The following is a 12,030-nucleotide window of genomic DNA, read 5'->3' on the forward strand; positions in this document are numbered from 1 at the left end:
AAGGATACGACAGAAAAGAGGTGACGGACGATGCAGGATGGTCAAACGTTTTTTTCATTAAACAAACCGCTCGATTGGGAGCAGGGCTATGAAGCCAACATCGACATGCAGGAGAAGGGCTTTTCGATTCAGCAAACAGAGAAGTACAGCATTCATCGCATCGTTCGCACAGACGAGTTGGAAGGCATACACCCGATTCATGAAATGACGGTTGGCGCTGGAAGAAAGCTGATTCTGCTGGATGAGGCCGCGAATGTGTGGATCTACGATGATCAAAGCCGCCATCTTGAGTCATTATTCCGGCACGGGCATGGGCTGTTCAGCCATCAGGCGAAGCTGGCTTCCATGGCGGATCTTCTGGTCATTGCAGACAGTGAGCAAGCAACGGAGAGAAGGATTGCTGTATATTCCCTCTCCAATGGTCAGACCATGTGGGCGGTGGATGCGTGGCAGGGGCTAGAGCTGTTTCCACTCTCAGTCAATTCCAAATTAGCGACGAAACATACGTTTTATACGACAGTTCCATTGGATATTGCGGTTGGTATGAATGGAAGTCCGGAAGTTCCTAAGGGCGGCAGGATTGGCATCCTTCAATGGAGCTCGGCCGGCGAGGTTGTGCGCGTATATGAGCATGACATGCACCGAATGGAAGAGGCGGTTGAACTTACTGCCTTGAAGGGACGGTATTTCACTGCTGCGGCAGACGGCACATTGGCTTTATTGGATGCGCACCTCAGAACCGTGACGGTATTCCATGAGGATGGCCGGGAGCCGCTGCATTTTAAACTGGAGCAGGAAGGGCGCTTTGCTGGCATTTCCATTGATACGAATCATAATCTCTATATAGGGGACAGCGGATACGCACAACTAGAAGGAGTTACCGAGCGATTTATTCTCAAATATCGCGGAAACGGCGAGTTCTTCGATAAAGTTACGAACTTTCGCGGTCGAGTTGATACGTTGGTACACGACAGCCGCAATCGGCTGTATGTGTTTGACCGGATCAGCGGTCAGATTAGCTTGCTTGATCTTCGGGCCCGGACGATGCTGCTTGAGGGGACTCAACTGCCGGAGGCGGTTTATTTCTCGGGAGACCTGGATACGACGGAAACCGAAACGCAGTGGCACAAAATACGATTGGAAGCCGACATTCCGGAGGAGACGCAGGTTCGCTTTTCCTATTTTGCCTCAGATGAAAGTGAAGGGCTGGTAGATGGCGACTACGTAAATTATACAAGCTACCTGACGGATCCGGGGATTGGGGTGCGCGCGAAGCTCGCAGCTACCCGCGATTTATGGTCAGAGCCGATTCTCAATCCGAAAGATGCGCTGCTGAATGCGAGGGGCCGTTATCTCTGGTTCAAAATGGAATTGATCGGCAGCGAGCAAAAGTCGCCGTACATTCGTAAGCTGCGCGTTTACTACCCGAGAATATCGCTGATTGATTATTTGCCGCCGATTTATCAGCAGGATGAGGAGCACAGCCCTTTTCTGGAACGTTTTCTGGCGATGTTCAGCACGTTTTTTGATGATATGGAGGATAAAATCGACCATATTTCCGCTCATTTTGATCCGGATGCGGTAACGGGCACTTATCTGGAATGGCTGGGCCGATGGCTGGCAATCACCGATCACGAAGCATGGGGCGAGAAGAAGCTGAGAGAATTGATGAAGCAAGCTCCTGAGCTGTATAAATTGCGCGGGACTCGCGAGGGTTTGATGAACATGCTGAAAATTTATACAGGTACGGAACCCTTTTTGCTGGAATATTTTCAATTCAAGCAGATGCAGGAGACGTCGGAGCTGCGGCAGCTTTTTGCCCAATTATACGGGGATAATCCTTACTGCTTCTGCATTATGCTGAAGCCTGAAGTGGTGCGCACCGACGCACAGCGGCTCACGATCGAACAAATCATCGAAGATCAAAAGCCTGCCTATACCGAAGGCAAACTGATCGTGCTGCAACCGTGGATGTACGCGGATATGCATACGTATCTGGGAATTAACACTTACTTATCTGAGCCTACGTTATTAACGCTCGACCAGCGTTCCTCGATGCCTTACAACACGGTGCTGATCGATGTGGATCGCGATAAACGCATGGATATACATACCAGGTTGGAACTGGATTCCGAAATCGAATAAACGAAATGAGCCTTGGAAGGTGAGGGGATACTTATGAAAAAAACACGCTATTACCCGTTTGAGCGCAATCGGTATTTCTATGGAAAGCTGCTGACGGTCAGGGATTTTGAGTCCGAGCAAAAGTATTTCAATGACAAGCGCAGAATGATGAATCGTCTCCTGCATGGGTCTGGTGTGCTAACGGGCCTGCAAGTCGTCGCTGTGGATGAGAAGTCGGTTTCGGTTGAAATGGGAGCCGCCATTGATGCGCTTGGCCGGGAAATCGTCGTCCCTTCCCCCATGACATTGAAGCTTTCGATGATGGATGGGTTCAGCAACAACGAATACGCGAAGAACGTATATCTCTGCATTGCTTATGATGAAAAGGAAAAAGAGCCCGTTCACGCTGTAGCCAATTCCTCCGTTCGTTCGGATGAAATCAATGATTATAACCGCGTGCTGGAGAGCTACCGGCTATTTATTCGTGAGGATGCGCCGGAGCCTTCGAAGCTGCCTTTGGCGAATTTGACGGACCAAACGATCGTGCTCTACCAGGACGCTCATGTGCGTGTGCTTCAAACGACACCTCGCTATGTGAATCCGGGTCAGTTGTTTGAGATGAAGCTGCGTTTTGAGAAGACGCTGCGCGTTGGGCGGATTTCTTTCCAATATGAGCTGGCAGCTGAGCGTGTTGAAGCGATTGACGGCAATTCGATTTTGTTCGAAGAGCCGCAGGATGTGCAAGAGAGCGAGTACGAAATGAGCGTGCTTCTACGGGCGGACAGCACGGTAGGCGTGAAGGCGACGGTTGGCGTGCAGACGAGCACGGCTGCATTGAAGCTGGATGATAAGCAGCTTGAGCTGCAGGCACAATCCGTCGGTGAAATTCAAATTATCGGCGATGCCGTTCGTGAACGCTTGATGACGGATTTTGTGAAACAATCGTTGGAAGCCTCTTTGGAAGCACCGTCGGAGCCTTGCATTTATTTGGCCAAAATCTGCCTCATTCAAGTGGGTCCAACTTATGTCATTGAGAGTGTGGAGCAAGTGCCGTTTGGCGAGTATGTGTACAATTCATCGGTGATGTACCGACTTGCCAGAACGAGCGAATACCGCGATGAAGCATCCGGCCAGTTTGTGACCAAGTCCAAAGTGAAAACATTGGCGCCGGGGCAGCCGCCGGAGTTTAAAGTCAATTTCAATAAAGCGATTAGCGAGCTTTCGTTTGATTTGGGGATTCCGGCTGGTGGCGGAAGCGGCATTGCCGGCATCGTGAGCGGTGTCGTGGACATTCCGGTGGAGCCGTTCACGAAGATTGCGGTGTCGCCGTTCGGGAAAGCGACGAAAAGCTTTTTCTCCGGCGAGATTGCGCACGGACTTGGTGAGGGCAACGTTCTGATCATCACGAGCTTGGAAGAGAGCAGTGAGGATGCGTTCTCCGACATCCTGTCCAGCGGGGAGCGCGTGTATGGCGGAGCATCCGATGTATTCAAAGGCACGGAGTTTGAGCCGGACGCGCCGGAAGTGAAGATCGGCACGATCGCCTATCCGCAGAAGGGCACCTTCCGGATCGGTGTGAAGGTGCAGCAAACATCCGAGCCGTCGAATGTGCGCGTGCGCTGGTGGGCGTACAGCGCTGAGATGGCGACCGCGGTTTCCGCTTCGGCGGGGAGTGACTCGTTGGACCAGGCACTGTCCGCGATGCGGGAAGCGGCTTCGGCTGGGAGCGGCACGGAGTAATGAGATAAGACAGGGACCTCTTATGGGAGGTCCTTGTTTTTTTGTGGGCTGGAAACACGCACGACTGTAGCTTTCACGCTGCCAGATGGAAAATCTACCGCTAATCCGTGCTGCAAAGCCCGAGCAGCGCTCCTCTACGGCACCTCAGCTGAAATTGATAACCTTGATCGATCTAAGCAGAAACAGACCTCGCAGTCCCCTGAGCACCAGCCGCATGATTGGTTTTATCCCCCTCACGCACCCTACCAAACACAAAGAAAAACACTGCCCAAATCACAATCGATAACCCGGCAAGCACGAGACTTATATTGCTAAAAACAAAGCCGGAGGAATAACGGTACAGCGGATTCCAGCTCGAAAAACTGCCAAGATCAACGGCTTTGCTGTACAAGCCAATTGCAATGCCTTGCGCAATGAAGTTGATCATGGCGAGCATGCCCATGCCGACGCCAACCTGCTCTGCCTGCAACGTTCTGGACACGGAGTTGGAAACGGCGATGACCAGGAAGGACTGCCCCACGTTGCCGAGAATCAGGAAACCGGCAATAAGCAGCGGAGAGCTGCCGGTGAAAGTGGAGAGCAGCAGGAAGCAGCTCACCAATAAGCCCGCGGCCAGATAAGCGACGAAGGAATTGCCTTTGGCATCCGCAAGTTTCCCGCCTTTGCGCCCGAATATAGCCGCTGCAGCGGCGGCCGGGATCATCATGAAGCCGATCCAAATGGAAGGCAGCTTGTGAACGTTGGCGAACAGCAGTGGGCTAAGGACGTAAAGGGAGCAGCAGGTGCCGTTCACAAGGAAGGAAATCGTAAGCCCGAGTGTGTACTTGGCATTCCTAAATAGCTTTGGAGCAATAAAGGGTTCAGCCGCCTTGTTGATACGAACAAGGAAGAAGGCCAAAGCGAGCAACGCGCCAAGAGCAAGCCACAATCCTTTGGATACGCTCATCAAAAGCAAAGCAATGGCTGCGGCGAGCAGGATCCCGCCAAGCCAATCAAAAGAGCCGCCGCTCGCAGGCTGCTCTTCGCGCAAATACCGGCGGTACAAGGGGAGTACCGCCAGTACCAGCAGCGGCACTGCGAACAGCCACCGCCAATGGACGGTGCTGATGATCAAAGCCGCTACGACAGGGCCCAGCGCGTTGCCGAAGGCGAGCCCAACGGCTGTCAACCCGAGCGCGGCGCCCCGGCGCTCGGGAGCGAAATACCGCAGCGGGATGATCATCGCAATGGCGGGAATGACGGCGGCTCCTGCGGCCTGCAGGCAGCGGCCGATGAGCGCCATCGCGAAAGTTTGCGACGTGAGCCCGATCAGCGAGCCGGCCGCAAACAGGAGAAGCCCGAAGGTGACGATGCTTTTCAGCGTATAGCGGTCAGCCAGTTTGCCGTAAGTGACAGCGCCGATCGCGTAGATGAGAATATAAGCGGAGGACAGCCAGCTTACTTGGGAGAGGCTGAGCGAGAATTGCTCGCTGACTTTCGGGAGGGCAATATTGAACATGATGCCGGTCATCATGGAAATCGTCAAAGTGAACATGAGGACACGCATTAATTTGTTGCTGTTTGGCTGCGTGCCGGTTGTAGGAACAGTTGTTTTTGTTGTTGCTGTTGTTGGGGCTGCGCTAATCATCAGGAAGATCACGTCCTTTTCTGTTTGGGATGACTGTCAGTACCGACTGACATGTAGAGGGTAAAAAAACTAGGGCTGCAATGCCCTAGTAAACACTTTTACACTCTCAAGTACGAATGGTTCTAACTTGATGCTGGAGTAATTCGTGCTGCTGTCAAGATCATTCATGAATGCGCCGAATTGCATCATCATGAAAGAGAAGGCGTGAAGCTCCGGGTTATCGGGGATGATTTTGCCTTGATCTGCCATGGTGGTGAAATATTCGGTTAGAAATTCCAGTAATTGCTGTGGATGCTTCTGGGTACGCTCGCGGAATCCCGGCAGCTGTCCGTCTTCTTTGAGCGAGATCTGAATCATTTTCCGATTGCGGTTCATGATCTCGTGATAGGTTTTTGTTATGAGCAGCAAGTCGGTTTCGAGCTCCCATACCAGCTTTTCGGCGAACAGCTTCTTCATTTCCTCCGCATAATGATAGCGGTCATAAGCCGCTTCAAGCAGCTTCTGCTTACTGCCGAAATGGCGGAATAAAGTCTTCTCGCTGAGGCCTGCCGCGGTGGCAATCTCTAGCGTGGTTACCCCGTTGTAGCCCTTTTCGGCAATCAAATTGAGCGCGGATAAAAGCAGTCGATCGCTGCTGCCAATCTTGCTGCTGGTGCTGTTCATGGCCATCCCTCTTCCGAAACAATGTCAGTACTCACTGACATTTATCTTAAGGGACGTTGATGAGAAAGTCAACCAAAGAATCCAATGAGCAGAATACCGAGCGTGATGAGAATGGAGCAGGTGATCCGCTTCTTGCCTTGCTTTTCTTTGAGAACGACAATGCCTAAGATGGTGGCGAAAACCGTACCGATCTCCCGAATCGGTGAGATATGGGCAACGGGCGCATATTTCATGGCGAATAAAAACAACAAATATGACCCCGGATTCAGGATGGCTCCCAGCAAAATAATGCGTGTGTTCAGCTTCCATTCAAGCCGCAGCTGCTTGGAAGCTATGACGATCGGTGTTAGCGCAGCAACGAACCCGATATTTGTCACCTCGAGCAAGGAAATCGCCGAAATATGCTGCAAATTCAGCTTATCAACGAAGACGTAGCAGGTCGTGCATAAACCTACGCAGAGAGCCATCAGAAATGGTTTGATGCACCCAGCTGAGGCAATGCCCTTTCGTTTGCCGGTGAAGATGCCGCTGAGTGCAAGGAAACCTGTGAGCATTAAGAGCAGCCCCAGCCAGCCGTAGATGGATAAGGATTCTCTAAGGAACAAAACGCCGACAATAGGAATGAATAAGGTGCTGGTACCGCGCATAATCGGATATACTTGGGACAAATCGCCCATATTGTAGGTGCGTGCCAAGAGCAGCGCATAGAAGCTCTGAAAAGCCGCTGACAAGAGCAGAAGCCCGTAAGAAGATAAGGATAAAGGATGAAGCCATAATTCTCTAATCAAAAAAGGAAGCAAAACTACAGTAGTCACCATAATGATCGACCAGAGGAAGACACTTTTATTGTTGCTGCTTTTGGTGAATAAGCTCCAAATGGCATGGGTTAAGCCGGAAGCTATGACAAGTAAGATTGATACGATAACCAAGCCATCATCTCCAAACAAAATCGGTAAAATTATTCGCCTGGCGCATGCTCAGCTTGTTCGCTTACAACTGTGCCGTCGGCTAAACGCAGCCAGGTTTCGAAATTACGTTCCCCTTGGCGGAGCCGGATCATCCGCGCGCCGCGGGGAAAGCCCTCTTTGCCGTACGTGTTATACCCAGTGGCACGGCCATAGCAAAGCTCAATGCCATGCAGCTTGCCCCGATAGTCGTTGACATGGTCGTGGCCGCAGAAGGCGCCAATGACATCGCCTCTTTCCACCATGGCTGCAAAGAGGCCGGAGTTAACCGGTGCGCAGCACACAGGTTCATGTTTGCTGCCATAACAGATCTCTGTGTCCCAGACTTGCTTATATTCAGGGAGCGGGATATGGAAGAAAGCCAGTGCAGGCAAGGTTTGCTCAGCATTTTCTGCTTGCAGCTTTCGCGAAGCTTCAACATACCAAACGATTTGGCTGCTGCGAATCCAATCGTATCCTTGGATATCCGGTACGGGGGATTGGTTGCCCGAGTCGAAAAAATACAGGGCCGCAGCGGCTTCTCCGTCAGTACCTTGAATGGATAACGTGTAGTTGCCAGTTCCATGAATATCACTCGGGCCGCGTTGTGCCACTGTATGCGGGTGTTCCAACACGGCTTGCATGAGGTCTTCACGCGTAATGATCGTTTCCGTATCGTGGTTGCCGAATACAACCGCCCAGGGGATGCCGCGTATTTCTGCGGCGTGGACGGCTTCCCGAAACGCTTCCAGCGGCTGTTCGCATCTAGGGTTGCCGGGAGTCACGTATCCGGTATAGATAACGTCGCCTGTAAATACAACCAGATCAGGCTTCTCTGCATCCAGCACATCTTCCATCAGCTTTCGCGTCTTCTGATCAAGGGTGCCGCCGTCTATCCAATGTAAATCTGTAAATTGAGTAATCGTAAAGGTTTGATCTTCCCGAAAGAGAAGTTGACGCTGCATAAGTGGAGCCCTCCATGTTTTTTTATGAGAGTGTTGTTTTCATGTGGTTTTTTAATAAGATGTTGTTGTTTGTTGACAATTGTATATCTGATGCTCTGGAACTGTCAATGAGAAATTTACAAATCATTTACTTATCGTTTCATCTTATAAATAGTGGTTCCGGTCCTGATCATCAATAAGCCAGAGAAGATTAATCGCCGCCTTCCGGTATCGCGTTGACAGGTTAACCTCCTGCTTATACACTAGATGAAAACAACATGAAACATCACGATGTTGCTATCATCGGTCATAGGCAGGAGGTTATTTATGTCATTAACATTTGAGGATCGCAGGATGAAGATCCTGAACCATTTGGAGTTGGAAGGAAAGGTACAGGTTCTTCACTTGTCTGAGCTCCTCAGCGTTTCGACCGAAACGGTCCGGAGGGACTTGGATCGCTTGGAGAAGGAAGGCAAGCTTCGCAAAGTGTACGGCGGCGCAGTCAAAATGCGCATGGAGCTTGTCGAGCCGCCTTTTCTGAGACGGACGCAAATGATGAAGAAAGAGAAAACGGCGATTGGCAAGGCGGCTGCTTCCATTGTGCAGGACGGGGAAACAATCATGCTCGATAACAGTACGACAACGCTCGAGATCTTGCCTTTCTTGAAGGATCATACGAATGTTACCTTGATCACGCACTCTGTCCCTGTCCTTAATCTGGCGATGGAGACTTTTGGCGGCCGAATTATTTTCTTGGGCGGAGAAGTCAGTCTGGAACTCAAAGCGGCCACGGGCTCCCTTACGGATCAGATGCTGGATCAATTTAAGGTGAACAAGGCGTTCATCTCGGTTGGCGGTATTTCACTTGCCGATGGGATTACCGACTTTCATTTGGCCGAAGCGGTCATCTCACGAAAAATGATGCAGCGGGCGGAAGAGGCGATTCTGGTGGCCGACCATTCCAAATTCGGCATGTCGACATTCGCGCGAGTGGCCAAGCTGGATGAAATCTCGATGCTGATCACGGACTCCGGCTGTCCGAAAGAATGGATCGACACCATCGAAGCGCTGGGCATTGAAGTGTTGATCGGCGAATAACCCCGAGTCATCCCATAATCGCTACTGAACCGCTTGCATATAGCGGGGAGGTGGCGATTTTTCCTTTGTTTTTCAGGGAATTCTCATAAAATGAAGATGCTACAAAAAGAGGCGACGGCCTTTCTTAAGAAAACAATATGACTGAAAAATAAGCGATATACGGCTTCTACCTTCACCATGTATGCTTCATTCACAGGCTAATCCGCATATGGCATTAGCGCCAAATCATCAATAATCACCAGGGGAGTGTTTCTATGAAAAGAAATAAAGCATTCAAAGTACTTCCTGTACTTGCCTCCGCGCTCGTACTATCCTTAGTAGCAGCTTGCGGCAATTCAGGGACAACCAAAGAAGCAAACGGAAGCGCATCGCCGGCTACAACGGCATCCGTTTCCAAAGATCCTGTGAAAGTGACCTTATGGACACCGATGAATCCCAACGCGAAAGCGGTTGTCAAAAGCTTGAACGAGCTTCCTATGGTTCAGGAATGGGCGAAAAAGACGAATGTGTTATTTGATTTCCAACATTCCTCCGGAAACACGCCGCAGGATGATGTTCAGCAGTACGGCGTGATGGTTGCTTCTAATAACTTGCCGGATTCGATGCTTTGGAACTGGAATAGCGTGCAGGGTGGAACCGCCAAAATGTTCAAAGACGGCACGATCATTAAACTCAACGATTTAATTGAGAAAAATGCTCCGAATTTGAAAAAAATCCTGGATGCCAATCCGCAGATTGCCAAGCAAATTAAAGCGGACAACGGCGATATTTACGCGCTGCCCCATTTGAAAGTCGGCGAATACGGCCAATACAAAACGTTTAGCGGTATGGTAATTCGTCAAGATTGGCTCGAAGAGCTTGGTTTGCAAGCGCCGGAAACGGTTGATGAGTGGGAAACGGTACTGAGGGCTTTCAAAGAGAAGAAAGGCGTAATTCCTTTCACCCTGAACAAAAGCTATCCGCTATCCTTCGCTGACTTCGCAGGCGCCTATGGGGTTGCGGGCATGTCGACGATTGCCAATGCAAGCTCTTTCTACATTGATGGCGGCAAAGTGAAATTCGGCCCTACCCAGCCGGAGTTTAAGCAATATTTGACGACGATGCAAAAATGGTACAAAGAAGGTCTGATCGATCCGGACTTCGCCTCGAATGATACGAAAACGATGGATGCCAAAATTACCTCCGGTAAGGCAGGCGCATTCTATGGCTTCATCGGCGGCAGCATCGGGACGTACACACCGGCGCTTCAGAAAACAGATCCGAAAGCGAAGCTGGCGGCTGTGCAGTATCCGGTTCTGAAAAAAGGCGACGAGCCGAAGTTCGTGCAAGCGTCATGGGAATATGACAATATCGGAACGGTCATTACAAGCTCCAATAAACATGCGGCGGAAACGGTCAAAGCCATCGACTATCTGTACAGTGACGAAGGAGCAATGCTCAAAAACTTCGGCGTAGAAGGCCAAACGTATACCAAAGCCGGCGGTCAGCCGAAGTACACGGACTTGATCCTGAAAAACCCGGACAACCTGCCGATTTCCCAAGCGATGGCCAAATATTTTATCGCCAACTATGGTTTCTCCGGTTTGGATGATGACCGTTACAACGATCAGTACTACCAGTTGCAAGCACAAAAAGACGCCGTGAAGCTGTATGCCAAATATGCGAACAACGCGTATAAAGTCATGCTTCCGCCAGTTGTTCTCTCGACCGATGAAGCCAAAGAGTCTGCAAAGATTCTGAATGATGTCAGCACATTGCTGACGGAACAAATCACGAAAGTCGTGATGGGAACTGTGAAAGTAGAAGACTACGATAAAACGATGGAGCAAGTGAAAAAGATGAACATTGACCGTGCGGTTGAGATTTACCAAGCGGCGACGGATCGTTATAACAAACGTTAATAGAAGGCTGGAGTACGGGGAGCTCAGCCTCCCCTTTTTAATACATCCGTAAGGAAGTGAGAACATGGCGAATTCCATTCGGGGTCTACTCGACGACATTAGAAAAAATCGCGCAATCTACCTGATGGTATTGCCGGTTGCGCTGTACTTCTTCATTTTTAAATATTTCCCGATGTACGGAGCGGTGATCGCTTTCAAGGATTTTAGCCCGGCGAAAGGGATCTGGGGCAGTGATTGGGTCGGCTTTGCCCATTTCAAAGATTTTTTCCAAAGCTATTACTTTGTTCGCGTGCTGCGCAATACGTTCTTAATCAGCTTCTATAATCTGATTTTCGGCTTCCCGGCACCGATTATTCTCGCGATTTTGCTCAATGAAATTCGCCAGAAGATGTTCAAATCCATCGTGCAGACGATTTCCTACTTGCCGCATTTTATCTCCATAGTCGTTATCTCTGGATTGATTATAGACTTTACAAACCGCGGCGGCATTGTGAATTCGATCATTATGTTCTTTGGCGGCCAGGATTCAGCACTCATGAATAATGCGGAAAACTTCCGTACCATCTTCGTTTCCACATCGATTTGGCAAGAGCTGGGCTGGTCATCCATTATTTATTTGGCTGCGCTTAGCGGGATTAATCCCGAGCTGTACGAAGCCGTTCGTGTTGACGGGGCGGGAAGATTCCGCCAAATCTGGAGCGTAACGCTGCCAGGGCTCATCCCGACGATCATGATCCTGCTCATTCTTCGGATCGGCGGCTTGATGGAAGTCGGCTTCGAGAAGATTGTCCTGCTTTATAATCCGAATACGTATGAAACGGCGGATGTGATCTCATCTTTTGTTTACAGAGAAGGGCTTGCCCAAGGGAATGATTACAGCTATACGACGGCTGTGGGGCTGTTCCAATCGATGATTAACTTTGCCTTGCTTATTAGCGCTAACAGCATATCCCGCCGATTCTCGGGCAGCCGGTTGTGGTAGCCTAATC

General features: G+C 50.3%; 9 protein-coding genes. 5 read left to right on the forward strand and 4 right to left on the reverse strand.

Translation table 11 applies throughout. The annotated features are described in order from the left end of the window. The first annotated feature begins 30 nt into the window (after window positions 1-30). Complete coding sequence (locus AC3WTJ_RS14160; RefSeq protein ID WP_492522324.1) at window positions 31-2,145, forward strand: phage tail protein; 2,115 nt, start codon at window positions 31-33, stop codon at window positions 2,143-2,145. 33 nt (window positions 2,146-2,178) lie between these two features. Beyond that, window positions 2,179-3,864 (forward strand): hypothetical protein, encoded by a 1,686-nt coding sequence (locus AC3WTJ_RS14165; protein ID WP_492522325.1) that lies wholly within the window; start codon window positions 2,179-2,181, stop codon window positions 3,862-3,864. Between the two features lie 172 nt (window positions 3,865-4,036). On the opposite strand, the gene AC3WTJ_RS14170 is transcribed toward AC3WTJ_RS14165, so the two are convergent. The 4 genes from AC3WTJ_RS14170 to AC3WTJ_RS14185 all read right to left on the reverse strand — a co-directional run bounded on the left by AC3WTJ_RS14170 (window position 4,037) and on the right by AC3WTJ_RS14185 (window position 8,063). Then, window positions 4,037-5,491: an MFS transporter gene (locus AC3WTJ_RS14170; RefSeq protein ID WP_492522326.1), complete on the reverse strand. Its 1,455-nt coding sequence runs from the start codon at window positions 5,489-5,491 to the stop codon at window positions 4,037-4,039. Between the two features lie 69 nt (window positions 5,492-5,560). Beyond that, window positions 5,561-6,154, reverse strand: coding sequence for a TetR/AcrR family transcriptional regulator (locus AC3WTJ_RS14175; protein WP_492522327.1), 594 nt, complete (start codon window positions 6,152-6,154; stop codon window positions 5,561-5,563). Between the two features lie 68 nt (window positions 6,155-6,222). Beyond that, entirely contained in the window at window positions 6,223-7,083 is an 861-nt protein-coding gene (locus tag AC3WTJ_RS14180; protein WP_492522328.1) for an EamA family transporter, read from the reverse strand. Between the two features lie 29 nt (window positions 7,084-7,112). Next, on the reverse strand, window positions 7,113-8,063 hold the full coding sequence (locus tag AC3WTJ_RS14185) for a metallophosphoesterase family protein (protein ID WP_492522329.1): 951 nt from the start codon (window positions 8,061-8,063) through the stop codon (window positions 7,113-7,115). A gap of 306 nt (window positions 8,064-8,369) precedes the next feature. On the opposite strand from AC3WTJ_RS14185, the gene AC3WTJ_RS14190 reads away from it, so the two are divergent. The 3 genes from AC3WTJ_RS14190 (at window position 8,370) to AC3WTJ_RS14200 (ending at window position 12,023) form a co-directional block, all read left to right on the forward strand. Then, window positions 8,370-9,140: a DeoR/GlpR family DNA-binding transcription regulator gene (locus AC3WTJ_RS14190; RefSeq protein ID WP_492522330.1), complete on the forward strand. Its 771-nt coding sequence runs from the start codon at window positions 8,370-8,372 to the stop codon at window positions 9,138-9,140. Window positions 9,141-9,394: 254 nt separating this feature from the next. Then, window positions 9,395-11,041, forward strand: a complete 1,647-nt coding sequence (locus AC3WTJ_RS14195; protein ID WP_492522331.1) for a type 2 periplasmic-binding domain-containing protein — start codon at window positions 9,395-9,397, stop codon at window positions 11,039-11,041. A gap of 64 nt (window positions 11,042-11,105) precedes the next feature. Then, the gene (locus tag AC3WTJ_RS14200; protein ID WP_127458127.1) at window positions 11,106-12,023 is read left to right on the forward strand and encodes an ABC transporter permease; all 918 of its coding nucleotides are present in this window, start codon (window positions 11,106-11,108) and stop codon (window positions 12,021-12,023) included. Window positions 12,024-12,030: the final 7 nt, after the last annotated feature.

The sequence above is a fragment of the Paenibacillus sp. FW101-FHT12H11 genome (genome assembly GCF_058790355.1).